The organism is Flammeovirga sp. AWQ4_249 (assembly GCF_056161045.1).
On sequence record NZ_JBSWYJ010000011.1, the window covers coordinates 27,912 to 50,982 of the forward strand.

The 23,071-nt window shown below is 33.6% G+C and carries 19 protein-coding genes; 9 read left to right on the plus strand and 10 right to left on the minus strand.

The window, feature by feature from the left end; translation table 11 throughout:
• Positions 1–362: 362 nt before the first annotated feature.
• Complete coding sequence (locus ACXAHM_RS10570) at positions 363–1,064, minus strand: RluA family pseudouridine synthase (RefSeq protein ID WP_474960409.1); 702 nt, start codon at positions 1,062–1,064, stop codon at positions 363–365.
• A gap of 33 nt (positions 1,065–1,097) precedes the next feature.
• Positions 1,098–1,916, minus strand: coding sequence for a 3-methyl-2-oxobutanoate hydroxymethyltransferase (gene panB, locus ACXAHM_RS10575; protein WP_474960410.1), 819 nt, complete (start codon positions 1,914–1,916; stop codon positions 1,098–1,100).
• A gap of 178 nt (positions 1,917–2,094) precedes the next feature.
• Here panB and ACXAHM_RS10580 point away from each other — a divergent pair, with 178 nt between their 5' ends.
• From ACXAHM_RS10580 to ACXAHM_RS10595, 4 genes are all read left to right on the plus strand, one after another.
• Positions 2,095–2,889 carry an SDR family NAD(P)-dependent oxidoreductase gene (locus ACXAHM_RS10580; RefSeq protein WP_474960411.1) on the plus strand — a complete coding sequence of 265 codons (795 nt, stop codon included), beginning with the start codon at positions 2,095–2,097 and terminating at the stop codon, positions 2,887–2,889.
• Between the two features lie 80 nt (positions 2,890–2,969).
• A complete protein-coding gene (locus tag ACXAHM_RS10585; RefSeq protein WP_474960412.1) occupies positions 2,970–4,652 on the plus strand; it encodes a PHP domain-containing protein in 1,683 nt (560 codons plus the stop codon).
• A gap of 125 nt (positions 4,653–4,777) precedes the next feature.
• The gene (locus ACXAHM_RS10590; protein WP_474960413.1) at positions 4,778–6,394 is read left to right on the plus strand and encodes an ATP-binding protein; all 1,617 of its coding nucleotides are present in this window, start codon (positions 4,778–4,780) and stop codon (positions 6,392–6,394) included.
• Positions 6,391–6,804 (plus strand): response regulator, encoded by a 414-nt coding sequence (locus ACXAHM_RS10595; RefSeq protein WP_474960414.1) that lies wholly within the window; start codon positions 6,391–6,393, stop codon positions 6,802–6,804. The genes ACXAHM_RS10590 and ACXAHM_RS10595 overlap by 4 nt, the downstream gene beginning before the upstream one ends.
• 60 nt (positions 6,805–6,864) lie before the next feature.
• Here the strand turns inward: ACXAHM_RS10595 and ACXAHM_RS10600 are convergent, their stop codons facing one another.
• The 6 genes from ACXAHM_RS10600 to ACXAHM_RS10625 all read right to left on the minus strand — a co-directional run bounded on the left by ACXAHM_RS10600 (position 6,865) and on the right by ACXAHM_RS10625 (position 14,173).
• Positions 6,865–7,308: a DUF5606 family protein gene (locus ACXAHM_RS10600; protein WP_474960415.1), complete on the minus strand. Its 444-nt coding sequence runs from the start codon at positions 7,306–7,308 to the stop codon at positions 6,865–6,867.
• Positions 7,309–7,541: 233 nt separating this feature from the next.
• Positions 7,542–11,414: a DNA-directed RNA polymerase subunit beta gene (rpoB, locus tag ACXAHM_RS10605; RefSeq protein WP_474960416.1), complete on the minus strand. Its 3,873-nt coding sequence runs from the start codon at positions 11,412–11,414 to the stop codon at positions 7,542–7,544.
• Between the two features lie 221 nt (positions 11,415–11,635).
• The gene (locus ACXAHM_RS10610) at positions 11,636–12,220 is read right to left on the minus strand and encodes a TlpA family protein disulfide reductase (protein ID WP_474960417.1); all 585 of its coding nucleotides are present in this window, start codon (positions 12,218–12,220) and stop codon (positions 11,636–11,638) included.
• Positions 12,221–12,288: 68 nt separating this feature from the next.
• Positions 12,289–12,753: a hypothetical protein gene (locus tag ACXAHM_RS10615; protein ID WP_474960418.1), complete on the minus strand. Its 465-nt coding sequence runs from the start codon at positions 12,751–12,753 to the stop codon at positions 12,289–12,291.
• Positions 12,754–12,857: 104 nt separating this feature from the next.
• On the minus strand, positions 12,858–13,448 hold the full coding sequence (locus ACXAHM_RS10620) for a hypothetical protein (protein WP_474960419.1): 591 nt from the start codon (positions 13,446–13,448) through the stop codon (positions 12,858–12,860).
• Positions 13,449–13,471: 23 nt separating this feature from the next.
• Entirely contained in the window at positions 13,472–14,173 is a 702-nt protein-coding gene (locus tag ACXAHM_RS10625) for a DUF4136 domain-containing protein (protein ID WP_474960420.1), read from the minus strand.
• A gap of 216 nt (positions 14,174–14,389) precedes the next feature.
• On the opposite strand from ACXAHM_RS10625, the gene ACXAHM_RS10630 reads away from it, so the two are divergent.
• From ACXAHM_RS10630 to ACXAHM_RS10650, 5 genes are all read left to right on the plus strand, one after another.
• Entirely contained in the window at positions 14,390–15,736 is a 1,347-nt protein-coding gene (locus ACXAHM_RS10630; protein WP_474960421.1) for a neutral/alkaline non-lysosomal ceramidase N-terminal domain-containing protein, read from the plus strand.
• Positions 15,737–15,943: 207 nt separating this feature from the next.
• Positions 15,944–17,692, plus strand: coding sequence for a transcription termination factor Rho (gene rho, locus ACXAHM_RS10635; protein ID WP_474960422.1), 1,749 nt, complete (start codon positions 15,944–15,946; stop codon positions 17,690–17,692).
• A 152-nt stretch (positions 17,693–17,844) separates the two neighbouring features.
• Positions 17,845–21,192 carry a cyclic nucleotide-binding domain-containing protein gene (locus ACXAHM_RS10640; RefSeq protein WP_474960423.1) on the plus strand — a complete coding sequence of 1,116 codons (3,348 nt, stop codon included), beginning with the start codon at positions 17,845–17,847 and terminating at the stop codon, positions 21,190–21,192.
• Between the two features lie 16 nt (positions 21,193–21,208).
• Positions 21,209–21,334, plus strand: a complete 126-nt coding sequence (locus ACXAHM_RS10645; protein ID WP_474960424.1) for a hypothetical protein — start codon at positions 21,209–21,211, stop codon at positions 21,332–21,334.
• Between the two features lie 4 nt (positions 21,335–21,338).
• Positions 21,339–21,710 carry a hypothetical protein gene (locus ACXAHM_RS10650; RefSeq protein ID WP_474960425.1) on the plus strand — a complete coding sequence of 124 codons (372 nt, stop codon included), beginning with the start codon at positions 21,339–21,341 and terminating at the stop codon, positions 21,708–21,710.
• A 60-nt stretch (positions 21,711–21,770) separates the two neighbouring features.
• Here ACXAHM_RS10650 and gmk read toward each other — a convergent pair whose 3' ends face one another.
• Both gmk and ACXAHM_RS10660 read right to left on the minus strand, forming a co-directional pair.
• Positions 21,771–22,340 (minus strand): guanylate kinase, encoded by a 570-nt coding sequence (gmk, locus tag ACXAHM_RS10655; RefSeq protein ID WP_474960426.1) that lies wholly within the window; start codon positions 22,338–22,340, stop codon positions 21,771–21,773.
• 68 nt (positions 22,341–22,408) lie between these two features.
• Positions 22,409–23,011, minus strand: coding sequence for a sigma-70 family RNA polymerase sigma factor (locus ACXAHM_RS10660; RefSeq protein ID WP_474960427.1), 603 nt, complete (start codon positions 23,009–23,011; stop codon positions 22,409–22,411).
• Positions 23,012–23,071: the final 60 nt, after the last annotated feature.

The window sequence follows — 23,071 nt, forward strand, 5'->3', positions numbered from 1 at the left end:
CAATGCATATCTAAGGCTTTTATTTTTTTGAGTTGAAATGAATGTCTCAAAATTATTATTCACTTTAAATGTGGATAACTTTTAGATTTTGATTTATCAAAAGTTTATCAACATTATAATTCACTGATAATAAATTTGATAAATGCTTAATTCAAGCCTGTGAATATAGTTATTCACAAATTACCAGTCTTTTTCTTTATTCTTATAACAATGTTTCCACGTGAAACATTAAAGTTATTCACATTGTAAAATAATCACTGAATTTATCAACATTCATGTGGATAAATCCATATAAACACAAAAACCTCTGTATTTTCATTATCGAAAAAACAGAGGTTTTTAATAGTATGTGAATAACTAGCTTATATACTAGCTGCCATTTCTGTAAAGTTTTTCCAAATATCGTGATCTGGAAGTTTAGCTGTAAAACGTACAGGCTCTTTTTTCACAGGATGTTCAAATTCCAATTCTCTAGCATGTAGGAAAATTAATTTACCTTGCATAATTCTTTTTGGAGCTCCGTATTTCATATCACCAACAATAGGAGAAGCGATATTTCCTAATTGAGCACGAATCTGATGTGAACGACCTGTTTTTGGAATTACTTCTAAACAGTAATTATCACCGACTCTACCTAATAACTGATAGTATGTCTCTACATATTTACCACCTTTTTTATCAGATTGATAAACATGTGAACGGTTTTTCTTTGGATCTTTCTTCATCCAGTTAATCATTGTATCCTCATCGTATTGAGGTTTTTTCCCCACTAGAGCAATATATTTTTTTGTCACTTTATGATTCTGGAAGATCTTTGCCATTCTCTCTGCCGCTTTAGAAGTACGTGCAAAAACAACGACACCACTTACAGGTCTATCAAGACGATGTACAGGGGCTAAATAAACAGCTCCAGGTTTATTGTATTTTTCCTTAATGTACTCCTTTACAATATCCAAAAGTGTTTCATCACCAGTTTCATCTCCTTGAACTAAGATTCCTGGCGCTTTATTCACAACCACTAAATGATTGTCTTCATAAATGACTTGTGATTGATCGATTTTCATATTTTTCAACGTTTAAACTATCTGATTATCAGATTAGTATTGTTCTTTTTCGTTCGGGAAATCTACTGATTTTACATCTTGGATATAATGCTGAACAGCTTCAGTCATCATACCTCCTATATCAGCATATCTTCTTAAGAAACGAGGTTTAAAGTCCTGTGTAATACCTAGCATATCATGTACAACTAGTACTTGTCCATCCACTCCAGAACCAGCACCAATACCGATTACAGGTATAGTCAACTCTTTTGCAACTCTTTCTGCAAGTGCTGAAGGTATTTTTTCTAATACTAAAGCAAAACAACCTAACTCTTCTAATAGTTTGGCATCTTCAATAAGTTTCTGAGCCTCAGCTTCTTCCTTAGCTCTAACTGTATATGTACCGAATTTATAAATAGATTGAGGAGTTAATCCTAAATGTCCCATTACTGGAATACCTGCAGATAAGATTCTTCTCACTGAATCTTCAATTTCTTTACCTCCTTCAACTTTTACTGCATGTCCGCCAGACTCTTTCATGATACGAATAGCCGAACGTAATGCTTCAGTTGAACTACCTTGATAACTACCGAATGGAATGTCCACAACCACTAATGCACGATCAACAGCATTAACTACTGAAGTCGCATGATAAATCATATGATCTAATGTAATTGGTAAAGTAGTTTCATTACCTGCCATTACATTAGAAGCTGAATCACCAACTAGAATAACATCAATACCTGCTCCATCAATAATTTTAGCCATCGAATAATCGTAAGCAGTAAGCATAGAAATTTTCTCACCTCTTTCTTTCATCGCTGCTAATTGATGAGTAGTAACTTTTTTGATATTTGATTTGTGAACTGACATTTTATATTTTATTAATAATGTATTCCTCGATCTATTTTGAATTGATCTGCAAATATACGAGTATCTCTTGATTCATAACAGATATTCACCTCTACTAATTCCCTGATTATGATCATCTTCCCCTTACTTTTTGTCAATAGTTCAAAATAGATTCATTTATTGGTTGTATTTTCGTGATATGAACAGAAAAAAGAGGTTTGAAAATAAAGTTTGTTGGATCACAGGAGCTTCTTCAGGTATTGGTAGAGAGGTAACATTATTACTTAGTAAACAATATCCTAAATTGATTCTTTCGGCAAGAAGTATTGATAAATTAGAGGAAGTAAAAAAAGAAATTGAAGGCAAAATAGAGGTCCATATTTTACCATTAGATCTATCTGATTCAAAGGAAATTTTAAATCAAAAAGTAGAAGATGCTTTTCAAATTCATCAACAATTAGATTGTATTTTTCATATAGGAGGAATTAGTCAACGTTCAAGCTTCGAAGAGACTACTACAGCTACATTTGAGAAAATATTTAATGTAAATTTCTGGGGTCCTGTTCATATTACAAGAGCTATATTACCATTTTTACGAAAGTCGTCAGATCCTATTATTGTAGTCATCAATAGTGTACAAGGTAAATTCGGTGTACCTGATCGAACTGCATATTCATCTTCAAAACATGCATTATTAGGCTTTTTTGATTCATTGAGAGCCGAAAGTGTTATTCCTAATCTACAAATCACAAATATTCTTCCTGGATATGTAAAAACTGATCTTGCCAAAAATGCATTATTGGGAGATGGAAGAACACAAGGACATCTTGATGAAGGTAAAGGAGGAATCACTGTAGAAAATGCAGCACAAGATATTATTAATGCTGCTACAAAGGGTAAAAGTGAAGTGGTGATTGGAAGACCGAGAGAAAAAGCTGCAGTTTGGATCAAACGATTTTTACCAAAGATCTTTGAGAAAATTATTCAAAAATAATTAAGACTGTCAAAGCAAAAACTATAACTTTGGTTGATAGTAGCACTTTAAGAAAAGAGAAAGATTAACTCAAAAAGAGTATGACAAATAAAGATATAATTAAGAAGTTCCGCCTCACAACATCCTTAATGGAACTTCATGGCGCTAATCCATTCAAAACAAGAGCATATAGTACTGCGATTCAAAGCATGGAAAATGCAGGTACACCTCTTATTTCTTTAGATCAAGAAGGTTTAGTTGGTATTGGTTTATCCAAGACCATGGCTGAAAAGTTAATTACTCTTTTTGAAACAGATTCTTTTCCAGAACTAGATGACCTAAAGGAAAAAACTCCTATTGGTGTCATCGAAATGATGGGCTTAAGTGGTGTTGGTCCTAAAAAGATTGCAGCATTATGGAAAGAACTAGAGATTGATTCTTTAGAAAAACTTAAGGTTGCTTGTGAAGAAAATAAGGTACAAACATTGAAAGGTTTTGCTGCTAAAACAGAGGCTAAAATCCTTCAACAAGTTATCTTCTTACAGGAAAATAGAAAGAATATGCATTATGCTAAAGCTGAAGTAGTGGCAAATGCTTTCATTCAGTTTTTAGAAGAAAAAAATATAAAAGTAGCTACTGCTGGAAATTTAGCGTTACATAGAGAGGTAGTTGAAGTTTTCCAATTTACGATTGAAACGGAAAGTTCAGTTGCATTAATCGATACACTTAATGAATATGATCAGGTTAGTATTGATTCTGAAAAATCAATACCGCTTACACTTAGAGGAAGTATTGGTGAAAATGAAAGTCCATTAGAGATTTTCATCGCATCACCATCAGAATTTGTCAAACTTTCTTTTCAGAAAAGTGCCACTGTTCAGCACCTTCAATTACAAAAAGAAGGACACCCAACCTTGGCTGATGTATTGAGAAAAGAAGAAGTAAATACTGTTGAAGATATTTATCAAAAAGCAGATTTACCATTTTTCCCGGCTCCACTGAGAGAAGGCTTATTTGATACAGATTTTGTAAAAAATGGTATTCCTAATTTAGTTGAGGATAGTGATTTAAAAGGTTCTTTACATAACCACTCTGATTACTCTGATGGTCAAAATACTTTACGTGAAATGGCTGTCTATTTAAAAGAGCAAGGTTATGAGTATTTAGGTATTTCTGACCACTCTAAGACTGCATTTTATGCAAATGGATTATCTATCGAAAGAATCGAACAACAGCATAAAGAAATTGATGAGTTAAATAAAGAATTGGCTCCTTTCAAGATTTACAAAGGTATTGAATCTGATATCCTTTCTGATGGTAGTTTAGATTATACAGATGATATCTTAGATACCTTTGACTTTGTGGTTTCATCTATTCACTCTCCTCTGACAATGACAAAAGAAGTAGCGACTAAGCGATTGATCAAAGCTATTGAGCATCCTGCTACTACAATTTTGGGTCACCCTACAGGACGATTATTATTGAGAAGAGAAGGTTATCCAATAGATCATAAAGCTGTTATTGATGCGTGTGCAAAACATGGTGTCGTTATAGAAATTAATTCTAGTCCTTGGAGGTTAGATTTAGATTGGAGATGGGCGAAGTATGCATTAGATCAAGGCGTAAAATTATCTTTAAATCCTGATGCACATGCGTTAGAAGGTTATGCTGATATGCACTATGGTTTATTAGTAGGTCAAAAAGCAGGATTAACGAAAGAAATGACATTAAATGCAATGTCTAAAGATGAAATTGAAGCTTATTTTAAATCCAGAAAAAAGTAAGTGCTAATTAAAAAAGTACTTTATAAATATTCCTTTTTACATTCTATGGAAATTACAAATAGAGTGTAGTCAATGGGTCTCAAAATTAGTATATTCTAATACTAAATTCTGAGGCCCATTTTTAAATGTTTAAAGAAGACACCAGCAACTACATCGCTAAATTACCCAAGTGGTTTATTTGGACTATTATCATTGTCAGTATATCCCCCTTTATACTACAACTCACTGTAATTAATTTTGGAAATCCACCTATCACTTCTTTGACAGAATATAATCTAGAGGAAGTTGATGTTAAGTCTTTATTTTTCAAAAGATATATTGGTGTGTTTATACATCTCATCTTAGAGTGGAGTGCTGTAATTATTGCTTTATCAACAGCTATATTGAGTTTTGTACAATACAAAATGACAGGAAATACCACTGCTCCAATTATTGGGATAGCATTATTTTTCTCAGGTTGTTTAGATGCTTTTCATGCATTAGCTGCTACAAAAATCATTGAATCTTTTGCTAATAATGATAACTTCATTCCTTTTACATGGACACTTTCTCGAGTATTTAATGCTCTTATTCTATTAGCTGGAATAATGCTTGTTTTCAAGTATCGTGATGTACTACAAAAGTATAGAAAAGACCATATCCTATTAGTAATATGCTTGATCGTAATGGTGATCACTTATAGTATTGTACATTATATCGCAATCGCTCCTTCTATCCCAAATACTTCTTTCCCTAATCAAGTTATCACACGCCCTTATGAGTTGATACCTGGCATCATTTATTTCCTTTTAGGAGTAATTATTCTCCCGATGTTTTATAAAAAATACCCTGGAATATTTGTGGAAGCATTAATGTGGAGTATGATCCCTGCTATTGCTACACAGCTACACATGGCATTTGGTTATACAAGAATCTTTGATGGACATTTTAATATTGCTCATTTTTTAAAAGCTATATCTTATATCGTTCCTTTTATGGGAATTATCATGGATTATATGTCTATGTACCAATTAGACCATATACGATTGGAAGAGATGGAAAGAGCACAAAGTGTCTTAGAGGGAAAAAATGAAGAGTTAGAACAATTTGCGTTCATTACTTCACATGATTTACAAGAGCCATTAAGAACTATATCTAGCTTCTCTGATTTGTTACAAATGCAAGAAAATACACAGTTAGATGAAGAGTCCAAAAAGTTTATTTATTACATAGGACAGGCTTCTAAAAGAATGACTATGCTTATCCATGGACTCTTAGAATACTCGCGATTAGGTAAAAATAGAGAAATACAAAGAGTTAATCTCAATGAAATTCTAGATGAAGTTCAGGAAGATATGCTAGGGAGTATCAATGAGACGAATTCTATTATTGAATATGTTGATTTACCTGAAATCAATGGTTACCCATTAGAATTACGATTATTATTTCAGAATTTATTGAGTAATGCAATAAAATTTAGGAAACCGAATGAAGCACCATTTATTAAAATTTCTGCAGCTTTTCTTGATGGAGAATGGATGATAGGAATTCAAGATAATGGCATTGGAATAGATCCAAAATACGAGAAGAAAATCTTTATTATCTTCCAAAGATTAAGTGCTAAAAACGATGGAAAAGGTACCGGCATTGGTTTAGCCCACTGTCAGAAAATTGTCAATCTACACCATGGTCAAATTTGGGTAGAATCAGAAGTAGGAGTAGGAAGTACCTTTTATTTTACAATTAACACAGAAGAAAAATGAACCGAAAAAACTTAAACCAAATATTACTAATTGATGATGACGAACCCGTAAACTTTTTACATGAAATGGTGATCAAATCATCAAACTTAACAAAGGCGAAAATAGAAATTAAAATGCTGGCTCAACAAGGTCTTGATTTTATTAAAACACAAAAAGTAGCAGATGGAAATCCATTATTAATATTCTTAGATATCAATATGCCGAGAATGAATGGATGGGAGTTTCTTGATGAGTTTGATAATTTTCCTCAAGAATTAAAAGAAAATACTGTAGTTGTAATGCTTACCACAAGTCTTAATCCAGATGATAAGGTAAAAGGAGAGGGGCATCCTACTGTCAAAAAGTTTATGACAAAACCATTAACGAATGATAGTTTTCAGAATGTTATGGAAGAATTTTTTCCAGCATAAAAAAAGGTTTGGGAGTCGATAATATACTCTCAAACCTTTTTCTTTATTTATAACTAAAAACTATTCAGCAGCTGCTTCTTCGTCTTTAGTTTCTTCTTCAGTGTCTTCTAATGCCTCAGGATAAAACTCTGAAAGTTTGTTATACCAAGTTACTAATTTTTTGATATCAGAAGTATAAATACGGTCCTGATCCCAATTAGGTAATACTGAAGTAATGAAATCAACTAAATCATCTTCGCTTTTAGGATCGATATCTGCTAAAATACCTACACCAAACTTAGATTTGATTGATTTGAATACATCTTCTAATGCTACAGATTCTTCAGCTTCACCTGTTACATACATAGAAATCTCTTTTAAGATTGAGATTCTTTGGCTAGCATTAATGATAGTTTTCTTAGGTTTAACCTCTAAAGATTCTACAATAACACCTGTACGTGATGGCTTTACGATCTTAAATAGACCTGGCTTACCAGCTACTGAAGCAATTTCTTTTAAATTCATCTCTATATGTTTTATATAATGATATTCATGTACTCTACAATTTTTTATAAGTTAGAGTTCATGAACTTAATGACTTTTATCGTTAAAAATGCTTCGCAATATAATTAATCCTCTTTTTATTTCTCAAAAAAATGAATGTCATTAATATTTAAAGCATAAGAAAAAACCCATGGAGAGAACTCCATAGGTTTTTATATATACATTTTGGCTTTTTAGTCTTGTCGAGACCAGAATTACTGTAATGTAATTTCTAATGCTAAACCACGAAGTTCATGCACTAATACATTGAATGATTCTGGAACATTTGGATTTGGCATATTGTCACCTTTAACAATCGCCTCATACGCTTTCGCACGTCCTTGAACGTCATCAGACTTCACAGTTAAGATTTCACGAAGTACATTAGCTGCACCGAATGCCTCTAATGCCCAAACTTCCATCTCACCGAAACGCTGACCACCAAACTGAGCCTTACCACCTAGAGGTTGTTGAGTAATCAACGAGTAAGGTCCAATAGAACGGGCGTGCATCTTATCGTCAACTAAGTGACCAAGTTTCAGCATGTACATTACACCAACAGAAACTCTTTGGTGGAATGGATCACCTGTTAAACCATCATATAATTGCGCACGACCAAAGTCAGGTAAACCTGCTTCCTTCAACTCTGCTACTACTTCTTCTTCAGAAGCACCATCAAAGATTGGAGTAGCATACTTTCTACCCATTTTTAAACCAGCCCAACCTAGAACAGTTTCATAGATCTGACCGATGTTCATACGTGAAGGTACACCTAGTGGGTTCAAGCAGATATCCATTGGAGTACCGTCTTCTAAGAATGGCATATCCTCTTCAGGAACAATCTTAGCAACAACACCCTTGTTACCGTGACGACCGGCCATCTTATCACCTACTTTTAATTTACGACGCTTAGCGATGTAAACTTTAGCAAGTTTTACGATACCTGTTGGTAATTCGTCACCCACTTCTAATGTAAATCTATCACGCTTGAAGTAACCTGTTACTTCGTTACGAGCATTCACGTAGTTTTTCACTGTTGAACGAACAAGCTCATTCACACGATCATCTGAAGTCCAGTTATCTAAGATAAGGTCACCGATAAGGTTAGCTTCCTCAGGAACTGCATAAGATGAATCATCACGGAATGGGTTCTCACCAGAGAAAATATTTTCTGCGATATTAGCTTCTGAGAAAGTTACACCTTTGCTCATTACTTCTTGACCAAACTTATGGAATACACCTTCAGAAGTCATTCCGTCAAGTAAGCTTACTAATTTCGATAAAATCTTGTTTTCTAAGTTCTTTAAGTCACGAGAGTATTGTTTTTTCAATAACTCTACTTCCTTCTTAGCCTTAGCACGCATCTCTTTATCTTTCTTAGGACGAGCAAATAGACGAGTGTCGATTACTGTACCAAGTAAAGATGGAGAAGCTTTTAATGAAGCATCTTTTACATCACCTGCTTTGTCACCAAAGATTGCACGTAAAAGTTTTTCTTCTGGAGTTGGATCAGATTCACCTTTAGGAGTAATCTTACCAATTAGGATATCACCAGGGCGAACACGAGAACCTACACGGATAATACCGTTTTCATCAAGGTTTTTCACTGCATCTTCACCAACGTTAGGGATTTCAGAAGTTAATTCTTCTTCACCACGTTTAGTGTCACGCACTTCTAATTCGTATTCAACAATGTGAAGTGATGTATAAACATCATTACGTACTACACGCTCAGAGATTACAATCGCATCCTCAAAGTTATAACCTTGCCATGGCATGAAGGCTACAAGTAAGTTTTTACCGATAGCTAATTCACCATTTTCAGTAGAATAACCTTCTGAAAGAACGTCACCTTGTTTTACTCTTTGTCCTTTCTTCACGATAGGACGCATATTCATACAAGTATCCTGGTTTGTTCTACGGAACTTCACCAAACTATGAGATTTTACATCATCTTCAAAGCTAGCAAGCTTCTCATCTTCAGTAAGATCATATCTCATGTGGATACCATTCGCATCAACTGTATCTACAACACCGTCTTTCTCAGCAAGAACAACAGTACGTGAGTCAATTGCTACGTTTCTTTCCAAACCAGTACCTACGATTGGAGCTTCAGGCTTCAATAATGGTACGGCTTGACGCTGCATGTTGGATCCCATTAGTGCACGGTTGGCATCATCATGCTCTAAGAAAGGAATCAATGATGCAGCAATCGATACAATTTGGTTTGGAGCAACGTCCATATATTGGATATCTTCCGGCGCTTTTAACGGGAAGTCACCCTCATAACGAACTTTTACTAATTCTTCAGTGAAACGGTTATTCTCATCTAAGTCAGTCTTAGCTTGAGCGATGAATTTCTCATCTTCCTCTTCAGCAGAGATATAAGTTACGTTATTATCTTCAATATCAACAACACCATCAGTTACTTTACGGTAAGGAGTCTCAATGAATCCCATGCTGTTTACTTTAGCATATACCGTAAGAGATGAAATCAAACCAATGTTTGGACCTTCTGGTGTTTCAATCGTACAAAGACGACCATAGTGAGTGTAGTGAACGTCACGAACCTCGAAACCTGCACGCTCTCTTGATAAACCACCTGGACCTAAAGCTGAGATACGACGCTTATGCGTTACCTCTGCAAGAGGGTTAGTTTGGTCCATAAACTGAGATAGCTGGTTTGTACCGAAGAACGAGTTAATCACTGATGATAACGTACGTGCATTTACCAAGTCAACTGGCTTAAAGTCTTCGTTATCACGAACGTTCATACGCTCTTTAATAGTACGAGCCATACGAGCTAAACCTACTCCGAATTGAGAGTAAAGTTGCTCACCCACCGTACGGATACGACGGTTTGACAAGTGGTCAATATCATCAACTACTGTTTTAGAGTTGATCAAGTGGATCAAGTGCTTGATGATTTTGACAATATCTTCTTTAGTCAGTACGCGCACATCCATGCTAGTCTCTGACTGAAGCTTACGGTTAAGTTTGTAACGACCTACTTCACCTAAATCGTAACGCTTGTCTGAGAAGAACAAGTTGTTGATAATATCACGTGCTGTCTGATCATCAGGAGCCTCAGTATTACGAAGTTGACGGTAGATTTGGTGTACCGCTTCTTTCTCTGAGTTTGAATTATCTTTTGATAAAGTATCGAAGATGATACGGAAATCGTTGATGTTGATATCTTTTCTATGAACGATCACAGAGTTAACACCTGCGTCTTCGATCAATTCAAGATCTTCTTCAGAAATGATATGATCACGTTCTAAGATTACATCGTTACGATCGATAGATACTACTTCACCAGTATCTTCATCTACGAAGTCTTCTGTCCATGTTTTAAGAACACGAGCAGCCAGCGTTCTATTCTCTAACTGAGCAAGGTTTTTCTTGTTTACCTCGATTTCCTCAGAAAGTTCGAATAAGTCTAAGATGTCTTTGTCTGATCCATAACCGATCGAACGAAGAAGCATCGTAACTGGGAATTTCTTTTTACGGTCGATATAAGCATACATCACGTTGTTAACGTCAGTTGCAAATTCGATCCATGAACCTTTAAAAGGAATTACTCTTGCTGAGTAAAGTTTTGTACCGTTAGTGTGTTTTGATTGAGCAAAGAACACACCTGGTGATCTGTGTAGCTGAGAAACGATTACACGCTCTGCACCATTGATTACGAATGAACCACGACGCGTCATGTAAGGAATATTTCCTAAGAACACATCTTGTTCGATCGTCTCAAAATCCTCATTATCCTCATCACTACAAGATAGCTTTAACTTAGCTTTTAATGGTACACTAAATGTCAAACCTCTTTCTACACACTCATCAACAGTGTATTTAGGAGGATCAATTGTGTAATCAATAAATTCCAAATTAAAGTTCTCGCGAGAATCTGTAATAGGGAAATTCTCCATAAATACTTTGTAAAGACCTTCGTCTTCACGTAGTTCTGGTGGAGTGTCGATTTGAAAGAAATTGTGGAAAGATTTAAACTGCACATCCAAGAAGTCTGGGTAACCCAATACTCTCTTTGCTGATGCGAAATTCTTTCTACCGTTCTTGAATGTTGCCAAGGTGGTATTCTTTTTTAAGTTTCAAAACTATCTGTTTATATAGTAACACGTACTATTCTAAACAGAGGCGCCAAAATGTAATTAACTGCAATTCAAATACACTATTTATAGAATGAAAATAATATATTTTACATGCAATTTGCAAATATAGACAAAAGTTACTAAAGTCATACTCTTGAGGGCAGAACTTTTATCAACAATACTAAATAACTTAAGAAATGTCATTGTATTGTTAGCATATTCCTAAAACTATCTGAATTATAGTTGGCTAAACCTTGATGTTTAAAGATAATTTCGCCTTTCTCATTGATCACATAAGTAGAAGGAATGGAGTTACTGTAAAAAACGGAAGGAGTCTGTGATTTTCTTCTGTAAACAGGAAATGTGAACTTTTTTCGTTGAAGAAATTTTTCTGCTTTCGTCTTATCTTCATCAATGTTCAACATGATAAAAACGACATCTTCATCTTCTTTGAAATTTTGATATAAAGCTTCAATACTTGGCATTTCTGCAATACAAGGAGGACACCAAGAAGCCCATACATTCAAAAAAACTTTCTTCCCTTTGAATTGAGCAAAATCTATTTCTTCCTCCGAGTCAAAAGCGGCTAAGGTCCAATTATAATCTGTTTTACCATTATAACTTTCTTTAGCCGAAGGGTTCATGACTCCAGTGAATAATAATACTCTTTGTAATCCTGCAGATAGGTCTACATATAAACCTGAAAAGTAAAGCCCTGCCAAGATGATTGTAAATATCCCCCAGGATTTTAATTCTTTTATAAGGGTCTCTTTTGTGATTTTCATGATAATAGGTATTAAAAAAGCCTCTATATACAAAAATACAGAGGCTTAATTTATAATTGAAAGTATTCTTACTTTTTCGTTTCTACGATTGGTAATTCACTTAATATTTGTGTTTTCAAGAAGCTATTTACCAATTCATTTAATTGGAAAAACCTTGCTGCAATTTTAGGTGACAGTTCTTTCTGCATCACTTTTAAATGCTTTTTCTTAATTTTCAACTCTTGTTGCTGTAATACAATTAATTTATCAAGCATTTCTTTAGCATCATCATCGGTTAGGCCTTCTGTTTTTGCAATTAAGCTTTCAAATAATTTTGTTTTCTCTCTTGAAATTTCAGAATTGTCTAATTCAAATTTATCGTATAATTCCCAGAATCTTGTCGCTTGGTCCAATGGAATATCCATATTCTCCATAAAGAAAATACGCTTCTCCGTTTTTATTACTGTTTTGATCGTTTCAGCATCTACATTTTGAGCAGTAGCTGTAAAAGATAACCCGATTAGGATAGAGAAGATAAAAAATAATTTTTTCATTGAATTGTAGTTTGATTTGTCATTGAATAAAATTGATCATAAAAATACCTAGTCTCTTCGAAAAAAATAAGACTAGGTATCATTATTATAAAATAAAGTGCTAATTAATAAACAAAACCTAGATTTATACCTAAATATGAATTATTAATTGATGTATCTCCTGATTCTAAAGCATAATTATATCGTATCGATAATACAAAATCCACATTAGGATTAATATCTGCTACAACACCAACTTCTGGGGAAAAGCCAAAATGCCAATTATCTTCAACAATTGCCCATTGTCCAAACTCTGTACGTTGGTTTATATAATAAGTACCAATACCAATTCCAATATATGGACTTGCCACAGCATCTCTATTGAAATAATAATTAATATGCCCTAAAATAGGTACGATATTCATGTATCTATATTGATTACCATCTGCAACAACGCCATTTGAGGTATCAATATATCTATCATCTGTTTCTTCATACAAAACATTCCAACTTGATGATATACCTAATGAAATAGGAGCAGAGGATAAATGTTCTCTCCATTCTATACCAAAACCTCTACCGCTATACTTACTTATATAATCACTCGTTTCTCCTAAAGGCAAAGCCATATTATAGGTAAGTATTAAATTGGATTCCTGACCGAAAGTAGACAAACCTATTAATCCTACGATCAGCGTTAAAAAATACTTTTTCATTTTTCTTCTTTTCTAATTTAGGATTAATTATTTGCATCTTCAGCAATGATATATTGATCTAACAATACATCAATGCCATTTTCAATTAATGTTGTATTATTGGCTCTAGATAATACTCCATTAAGAGCACCCTGCCAACCTAAGATCAATTCATATCTTTCATCAGCCGGTGTGTTTACATTATTTTCTTGTGTAGCAGCTACATCTACAAAATCTAATAATATTGTTCCATTACTGTAAGAGTAGTAAGAATATCCGCCACCATACCAAGGATAGCCATATCCTGGATAGCCAGGCCAGCCCCATCCTGGCCAACCAGGATACCCTGGATACCCTGGATATCCTGGCCAATAAGGAGGTTGCCAAACGACTCCTGATTGCTGTAATGCGATTTGTGTTAGGTGAACAAATAAATCAGGTTGATTTTCTTCAGTAGGATTTTCTATTTCTGTTAATCCTAATTCAGAAATTAATTTTAATCGAGTATATTCTGCAATTTGTTGTTGATCTTCTAAATCAAGTGTATAATCCGTTCCTATTCCAATTATTGACATAGAATCTGTTACTATATAGAAAGTGTTATACTCACTTAATTTTTCTTGAGAATCGTAGTGAGAGATAGCAATATCTAAATCGCTAGTATATTCTGCGCCACCAGGATAACAACCTTGCAAGAATATAAAAGCACTGAGCACAGTAAGTGCTTTTAAAAAATATGTTTTCATGAAAAAAATGAGTTATTAAATATTCAACTGTTAATACACTTAAAGATAATGTCTTTTTATTTTATAAATATAGTTTCATTAGCATACTTTATCCTAGAGTAATATTAAAAAGTATTTTAGTTCAATGTTGATAAAAATTTAATAGGAAAATTAGTAATACTACGCCTCTCGTTATAATTTTAGATTTTTAATTTTTAGTCTTTAAATCATACATTCTTGCTCAAAAAAATCAGCTTTTTTATAGGCGGCTTATTGCTACTTGCATTTATATTGATAGGTACAATAGATCGAACACCTATACATTCAACATCAGAATACAAAGAGACGTTACTAAAAACAGATGATATTTTATCTGCAATACATAAAGAAGTATCATCAAGTGATACATTACAAATTGGTTGGTCTGCTGAATCTATAATTCCAAAGGGTATTGATTTACCTGTTGCTGGCTATGGATTCAGAACTTCTTATACTACCGTAAGAGATACATTGTATGCTAGAGCTTTTGCTTTTGATGATGGTATAAGAGAGTCATTTGTATTGACACTTGATTTAATGATATTCCCTGTAGAAGTAAAAAATAGATTGGCTAAAGAGTTACCTAAAATTGGTATATCTGAGGAGCAGGTTTTATTTTCTGCTATTCACACCCACAATGGAATGGGAGGATTTGATCCATCATTATTGGGTAGTATTTCACTTGGTCAATATTCTGAGGAAGCAACTGCTAAAATAACAGAAGCATCTATTCAAGCTATTCAAGAAGCTAGAGCTAGAAAAAGTAAAGGAGCCATCGGATTTATTCAAACTCAATCTCCTGAATGGGTTACCAATAGAATTGTTCGCGGAGGTCGAAAGGAAATTTCATTACGAGCAATCAAAATTAAAAGAACGGATGGAAAACAAGCAGTTATTACAACTTATAATGCTCATGCCACATGTCTAGATAAGGACTATTGGATACTTTCTAGAGATTATCCTGGTGAATTAATTACAGCATTAGAAGAATCTCCTAACATTGACTTTGCAATGTATTGTGCAGGAATGGTAGCGAGTCATGGTCCTGGAAATCCTGATGACGAAGATGATTTTGAACATATTGAACATATGGGAAAAGCCTTATCTGATTCTATTCTTCATCAGTGGAATAATGTTCCATTACAATATATAGTCAATACGAGTGTTCACAAAATTCCTATTCAATTTAGGCCATCTCAAGTAAGAATTGAAGAAAATCTAAAAGTTAGAGATTGGGTATTTGAACTCGCTTCTGGAGGTTTGAAAGGAGATATTACTTATTTCCAATTGGGAGATATTAATTGGTTTGGTGCCCCTTCTGATTTTTCAGGAGAAATCGCATTAGATTATCATTTTGATTCTTTAGCCAAAGCACACCATAAAAAATTTATGCTTTCTAGCTTTAATGGAAATTATGTTGGGTATATCACCTGTGACGCCTACTATGATTCTTTAAATAGCTATGAAATCAGAGAAATGAACTGGGTTGGTCCAGAGTATGGTGCATATTTTGGTGATATAATTGAAAAATTAATTATAAATTAGAGTAAACTTCAATTTTACGTTTGTTAAATTAATCCTTATCACTTAGATTTGTCTAAGGAATTAAAAGTCACATAAACCTAAATCCTTCCGGTAAGGTGACTATATATGTCGAGAGCTTCTATCTCACATACTCTTAATAATTAAAATTAAGTTTCTTCAAAAAGTATTTCATTATACGACAGCCTTTGTACTGTCACCATTATTTTTATGTATACAAGAAAGCTACTAGAGGCTAAACTGCTATCTGAATTAAAAGATATTGCAGATAGTCTTGGCATGAAAAATTTCAGTAACCTTCGTAAGAAAGAACTCATTGAAAGAATTGAGAAAAAAATAAAATCTCAAGAAAAGAATGAGGCATCTGCCCCTGTATCTGAAGCCAAAAAAGAGCAAACTCCGAAAGTTACTCCAACTGCCTCTAACGATAAAGAAGGTGCTGATCAAAAAGAAGGCGATAAACCTGTTAATCAGCAAAATAAACAAGATAACAGACCTGAAAAAGCCCGTTTAAACAGAAGACAGCCCCGTGAGCGTGTCAAAAGAGAAAATGTGAAGAAAGGCAACGCCAATCAAAATAAAAAACAAGATAACCGAAAAGGTAAAGGTCAAAAAAATAACCCTAATCAAAACTCTCCAAAACCAGTTACACATGATGATATCATGTCAATGGAAGAAATTGATTTAGGAATTGACCCACTTGACGATATGCCTGATTTCGATATGTTCTTGGATGATGAAACTGATGAAAAACATCCTACATTAGAACAAGAAAGAGATAAGGCCATTCAACAAAAAGCCACTGAACCTCCAAAACCCGTACAAAAAGTTTCTGTAAAGGACTTTGATGGTGTTATTAGTAGTGAAGGTGTACTTGAAATCATGTCTGATGGTTTTGGCTTCTTAAGATCTTCAGATTATAATTACTTAGCCAGTCCTGATGATGTTTATGTTTCTCCTTCTCAAATCAAATTATTTGGTTTAAAAACAGGAGATACTGTATGCGGTAATGTAAGACCACCAAAAGATGGTGAAAAATACTTTGCACTTCTAAGAGTTGATACTGTAAATGGTAAAACTACAGAAGAAATTAGAGATCGTATTCCATTTGAATACTTAACACCACTTTTCCCACAAGATCAACTTCACTTATCTACAAAACCACAAATATATTCTACACGTGTATTAGACTTGTTTGCCCCAATTGGTAAAGGTCAACGTGGTATGATCGTAGCACAACCTAAAACAGGTAAAACAGTGCTATTGAAAGAAGTTGCGAACGCAATCGCTCAAAATCACCCTGAATGTTATTTGATTATTCTTCTGATTGACGAACGTCCGGAAGAGGTAACAGATATGCAACGTAGTGTAAATGCTGAAGTAATTGCATCTACTTTCGATGAAACAGCCGATAAACACGTTAAAGTTTCTTCTTTAGTTTTAGAAAAAGCGAAAAGAATGGTAGAATGTTCACATGATGTTGTCATCCTATTAGATTCTATTACTCGTTTAGCTCGTGCGTATAACACAGTTACTCCATCATCAGGTAAAATTCTATCAGGTGGTGTAGATGCTAATGCATTACATAAACCAAAGAAATTCTTCGGTGCAGCAAGAAATGTAGAAAATGGTGGTTCATTAACAATCATCTCAACGGCATTAATTGATACGGGTTCTAAAATGGACGAAGTTATCTTTGAAGAATTCAAAGGAACTGGTAACATGGAACTTCAGTTGGATAGAAAATTGGCCAACAAGCGTATTTATCCTGCAATCGATATTCCAATGTCAGGTACGCGTCGTGAGGACTTATTGATGGATAAAGATACATTACAACGTGTTTGGATCATGCGTAGAATGATGTCTGATATGAAGTCAACAGAAGCAATGGAATTCTTACAAAGTAATATGAGAGGTACAAGAACAAATGAGGAATTCTTGATCTCAATGAATAAGTAAGACAAAAAATATATTCTTTTAGGCCGGAGTAATTTTAATTGCTTCGGCCTTTTTTTTCTGCTATATTTTGAAATAGAAAGACACTTCAAACTATTACAAAAAAAAGTAGGTCTATTTAAAACACTATACTCTAGGCAATCTGAATAGAAAAGATGAATTCAATCGCTTCAAAAATATATTATTACCTTCCAAAGAATAATTTCTTTAGTCGATTATATCAGTTATTGAGAAATGAAAATCCGAATTGGGTTATTTTATTTTTTGTAGCTGAAGGAGCAGGGTTGACTATAGCTTTTTCTATTTCATACACTGCTTTATTCCAAGAAAGAGCAGTGGATTCATTGCCTTATTCATTTATTTTTAGTGGATTAACAATATTATTTTTAGCTCGTTTAATCGCTTATTTAGAAAGAAGATTAAGAGTTGAGCACCTCAATGCTACTTATAGTTTCCTTAAAGTACTAGTCAGTGCTTTTATTTGGTATTTAAGTATTAGTGTCAATGACTACCTTACAATTTTAGGTTTAATCATTGGTACCAAACTATTGATTTATTTTGAAGATTGTACTTATTGGACAATTGTTGAAAATAATGCTTCAACACCAGAAAGAAGAAATTTATTTGAACAAGCACGATCTTACAAAGTACTTTCAAAATTGACAGGTTTTTTAATTGTCCTTGTCGGATCAAATCTATTTAGCTTATCTGCTATGGCATTTTGGTCTATCCCTTTGTATATCTTATCTGGGTGGGGATTATGGCAATCTTTAAAAAACACTAACCTCACTAAAGATTTAGAAGATTATCATGAAAATGTAACTCGTCCTTCTAGAAAATTTACACCAGATAGTTTTTGGGCTTTTGGTATTACAAACCCTTATGTATTCAAGATTGGAGTTCTCACTTCTTGTATTGCTTGTGTATGGGGAATTGTGGAATTCTTTTTCATGATTGATTTAAAAATTTCACTTTATATCCCTAACAAAGGTGTAATTGCACTTGCTCTTCTTCTTATTGTCTCTTATGCTATAGTAGCGACAATTACACCTTTCTTCACTTCTAGGAAATTACAAGATATTGGAATCAAAAAACTTCTTCTACTACCTCCATTAGTACTTTTAGTAGTTGTCGTTTCTACTTACATCGTTTTAAGATTTAGTGCTGATCAAATTCCTATCATGCTCACACTAATGGCTATTTCTTTTATTTTGACTAGAAATATTATTCTTTCAACGATTACTCCTTCTTTATTGAGGCCAATTAAGAAGAAACATAGAAGTTTTACTTTTGGGATTCTAAGAGGATTTTTTGGATCAATAGGATTAATATTCGCTGGATTATTATTATGGATTGTTGACGCTGATATTCCATCTAGAGAAGGACCCTTTATTATTTGGTTGCTTGTCAGTTTACTTTTAGCATGGTGGCTAGGCGCTAAAATCGTTTCACGAGATTATAGAGTAATTATCCGTAGAGCTTTTCTATTAAGAGATATTGAAAGTTATGAAATCGCTACCCATGACCAAGAAGTCAATCGATTATTAGCGAATAAATTAATATCGAGACGTCCTGAAGATGTCATTTATGCTTTGGAGGCAAACACGATGATCAATCCAAAGAAAAATGAAACTATTCTTTTACATATGCTTCGTCATCCTGAGGAAGTAGTGAGGTATTTTTCGATTACATTCAATGAAGTTATCAAAACACCAAAAATAGAAGAAGCTATAAAAGGATTGGCGCAAAATGATCCAGATCCTAGAGTAAGAAAAAAAGCAATTATCAGTACATGTAAGAGTGATCCAACTTTTATTACTGAAATCATTGATTTAATAGATAATAAAGAAAAGGAAATTCGTAAAGGTGCCTTGTATGGATTGCTTTCTTCAGAGTCTGAGGAACAAAGAGAGATTGCATTAAAGTATATAAAAAAGACATTGCAATCTGATGATCCTTCTCAAAAGATATTTGCTTTGAAGATCCTTGCTAAAGTTTCTCCTCTTGAAAGCGAACCTCACATATTGGAGGCTTTATTAAGTAATGATGACTTACTTATTGAAGAAGGAATTAAGATTGCTGCCATTGTAAAAAGTCCAACGCATCTTCCTTTATTAATTTCCTTATTGAAAGAAAATAAATTCAATGATATCGTCTTAAGAACACTAATTCAGTATGGCGAAGATTGCTTGGATATCTTAGAAAATGAATTATTTGTCAACAAGAGAAGAGAGGATATATATCTTATTACTCTTTGTAAAGTAATGGGAAAAATTGATTGTCCTAAATCTTATGAGATCCTTTGGCAATTGGTAGACTATCCTTGGCCATTTATGAGAATGGCTGCTTACAATGCTTTAAAAAGATTAAAATATAGACCTAAAACAAAAGCTGATTTTCAAGTTTTAGAAAAACATCTCGAGCGTTTTTTCCAGAATTACTATTGGTTATCTAATGCTATTGTTGTTTTAAAACATGAAAAACCATTCCGTGCAATGCTTTCAAGAGCATTACAGGATGAAATGAAGATATTAGAAGAAGGTATTCGTACTATTCAAGGTTTCTTAATTGCAGGAAAAGGAGATCAATTATTTGAAATGACTTCTTTTTCTAATAGACCTTTCGAAATCACAGATCAGGAAATGATTCTTCAAAATGCTGAAATTGAAAAGAACTTATACCAGACAATGCCTTCATCTATTTATCAAAAACTGATCATCGTTCTTGGGTATTATAGTTTGGAAGTGAAGATGCAAAAATTAGGAGATTATTATTCTTCTAACCTTGTGGATCCATTGAGTATTACTTTAGGGATTATTCGACCATATAGTTTTAATCGTCCACTATTTAATACTTGGACTAAAATTACTGCACTCATTAGTATTCGTGATTCTATGTCTCCAAGTTTGATGAAATATATAGGGCAGATTTTAAACAAAGACGATATAAAACTGATCGAACCTGCATTAATTAGTTTAAAAAGAATAGAAGATTATCAGGATTTAACTGTGTCAAAATCGTTGGATGAATTAGTTACACCTGAAAGAAAAGATTGGCTTATGGGTATTTTAAATGAAGGAACTAAACCATTACTAGAATTAGAAAAAGTAATCTTATTGAGATCTACTACACTATTTAGAGATATACCTGAATATATCTTAGTAGATGTTGCAAGTATTATGCATGAAGTTAGAATTCCTAGAGATACTACAATCTTCAGAAAAGGAGAGGAGAGTAGAGAAATGTATATTATTTACGAAGGGGAAGTAAAACTACATGATGGTGATTTTACGTTCAACACTCTGATGAACAGAGATCTTTTTGGTGATTTAAGTATACTTGATTCATCACCAAGAACCCTCACCGCTACCACAACAAAAGATTCTGTTTTGATGACAATCGAACAAGATGACTTCCTTGCACTAATGGGATATAGAAGAAGCCTAATGCAAGGTATCATGAAAATCATGGGACAAAGAATTCGAAATCAAACAAACAAATAATTATATAATCAACAAAATGTCTAAACTAAACTTCAAATTGCTACTTACTATTACTTTATTACTTTTCATGAGTAATACGTATGCTCAAAACATCACTCTTCCTCAATTAGATAGTGTCGTCGCGACTTCACCAAAAAAGTAAAGTCTTGTTAGTCGTTGGTGCTACATGGTATGCTCCTTGCATTAAAAGTGAAAGAGAACTTCAGAAAAAGGTTGAAGAGTTTAATGCTCTAGATATTGAATTAGTATTTCTTTATGAGAAAAATTCAAAAAAAAATGATAAGTATTTATCCAAAGATTTTAGATCTTTTATCGTACAAACGAAAGGAAAAAAACCAAAAGAAAATCTATTAGAAATTGGTGAAAAGCTTTGCCCATTAGAAGCATATTGGAAAACATGGCCTCTTAATCATTTCTTTTTAGTTGATAAAAATATGAAGCCTCTATTACATTATAATTCACCTAATGATAAAGTAGATATCATCGTTCGTTTAAAGGAGTTAGATATGGAAATATAAACGAAAAAGAGCATAATCCTCTCATAAGATTATGCTCTTATTTATATAGTAAATCAGCTTTTATTCTGATAACTTTTGCGTAACTAATTTCTCAGCATTTTTTAATGCTTCTGGTAGATCTTTATTGATTAAACGAACATCAAATTGATCTCCAAATGGCATTTCTTCTGCTGCTTTGGCTACTCTTTCACGAATTGCTTCTTCTGAGTCTGTAGCTCTGTCTCTTAACCTTTGTTCTAAACAAGCTACATCTGGAGGACACACAAAAACGGAAAGTGCTTTTTCTTGAAAATATTGCTTCAAACTAATTCCGCCCTGAACATCTACATCCAGCACAACGTGTTTTCCGGCAGCCCAAATTCTTTCTACTTCACTCTTTAGTGTTCCATAGAAAAGATTATGGTATACCTCTTCATATTCTACAAATTCATCTTTTGCGATTTTATCCTTAAACTCTTCTGAAGAGAGGAAGTAATAATCTTTCGCATTTTGTTCTTGCCCTCTTGGAGCACGTGTCGTAGCAGAAATTGAAAAGGTCAATTCTGGAAATACACTTAGAAGATGTCTCACAACGGTGGTTTTACCTGATCCTGACGGTGCAGAAAAGATAAATACTTTGCCTGATTTCATGCTTTATATGTGCAAATAAATTTTTGTTTAAGACTGCAAAGATAATGACTTAAACGGCTATTTCTCATTTAGTTTGCTTTCTTTTGATAATAACCCATCTTTTTCGCGTAAACTTCTAGTTTTTCTTTCAGTAAGTTACGTGCTCTATGCAGTCTACTTCTAACTGTACCTATCGGAATATCAAGTATTTTCGACATCTCTTCATACGTAAACCCTTCGATATCGCATAAAATGATAACAATTCGAAAATCTACAGCTAAAGCATTTAATGCACCTGTAACTTCATCTCCAATCTTGTATTTTGTATTTTCTTGCTTGAGCCCTGCCACTAAACTTGGATCATTTTTTTCTCCACTGTAGACAGTCTCTACTTCATTATAATCAATTTTAGAAGGTTCTTTACTTTTCCTTCTGTATTCATTAATAAAACTATTTTTTAATATTCTAAATAGCCATGCCTTCGCATTTGTTCCTTTTTCAAAACTATCAATGAATCTATAAGCTTTCATATGTGCATCTTGCACTAAATCTTTGGCATCTTCATCATTACCAGTCAAACGATAAGCGAAACTATACATTGAATCAGTATGAGGTGCAAACTCACGATCAAAAATTGCTAATCGTTCAGCAGTGCTGTTCGGGGATTTTTTCTTTTTTGAGTCGTTATTCATGGTGATAATAATAGTAGAAAGAGCTACCTTTGAAGGCAGTTTCCTTTCAATATGTGCTAA

Bases quoted from the DNA above. Each gene is read 5' to 3' on its own strand.
- ACXAHM_RS10585 (WP_474960412.1), top strand. From the start codon at position 2,970: ATGACAAATAAAGATATAATTAAGAAGTTCCGCCTCACAACATCCTTA.
- ACXAHM_RS10590 (WP_474960413.1), top strand. From the start codon at position 4,778: ATGTTTAAAGAAGACACCAGCAACTACATCGCTAAATTACCCAAGTGG.
- ACXAHM_RS10600 (WP_474960415.1), bottom strand. From the start codon at position 7,308: ATGAATTTAAAAGAAATTGCTTCAGTAGCTGGTAAGCCAGGTCTATTT.
- panB (WP_474960410.1), bottom strand. From the start codon at position 1,916: ATGTCAGTTCACAAATCAAATATCAAAAAAGTTACTACTCATCAATTA.
- ACXAHM_RS10645 (WP_474960424.1), top strand. From the start codon at position 21,209: ATGTCTAAACTAAACTTCAAATTGCTACTTACTATTACTTTATTACTT.
- ACXAHM_RS10615 (WP_474960418.1), bottom strand. From the start codon at position 12,753: ATGAAAAAATTATTTTTTATCTTCTCTATCCTAATCGGGTTATCTTTT.
- ACXAHM_RS10640 (WP_474960423.1), top strand. From the start codon at position 17,845: ATGAATTCAATCGCTTCAAAAATATATTATTACCTTCCAAAGAATAAT.
- ACXAHM_RS10580 (WP_474960411.1), top strand. From the start codon at position 2,095: ATGAACAGAAAAAAGAGGTTTGAAAATAAAGTTTGTTGGATCACAGGA.
- ACXAHM_RS10570 (WP_474960409.1), bottom strand. From the start codon at position 1,064: ATGAAAATCGATCAATCACAAGTCATTTATGAAGACAATCATTTAGTG.
- ACXAHM_RS10660 (WP_474960427.1), bottom strand. From the start codon at position 23,011: ATGAATAACGACTCAAAAAAGAAAAAATCCCCGAACAGCACTGCTGAA.
- rho (WP_474960422.1), top strand. From the start codon at position 15,944: ATGTATACAAGAAAGCTACTAGAGGCTAAACTGCTATCTGAATTAAAA.
- ACXAHM_RS10595 (WP_474960414.1), top strand. From the start codon at position 6,391: ATGAACCGAAAAAACTTAAACCAAATATTACTAATTGATGATGACGAA.
- ACXAHM_RS10625 (WP_474960420.1), bottom strand. From the start codon at position 14,173: ATGAAAACATATTTTTTAAAAGCACTTACTGTGCTCAGTGCTTTTATA.
- ACXAHM_RS10620 (WP_474960419.1), bottom strand. From the start codon at position 13,448: ATGAAAAAGTATTTTTTAACGCTGATCGTAGGATTAATAGGTTTGTCT.
- gmk (WP_474960426.1), bottom strand. From the start codon at position 22,340: ATGAAATCAGGCAAAGTATTTATCTTTTCTGCACCGTCAGGATCAGGT.
- ACXAHM_RS10610 (WP_474960417.1), bottom strand. From the start codon at position 12,220: ATGAAAATCACAAAAGAGACCCTTATAAAAGAATTAAAATCCTGGGGG.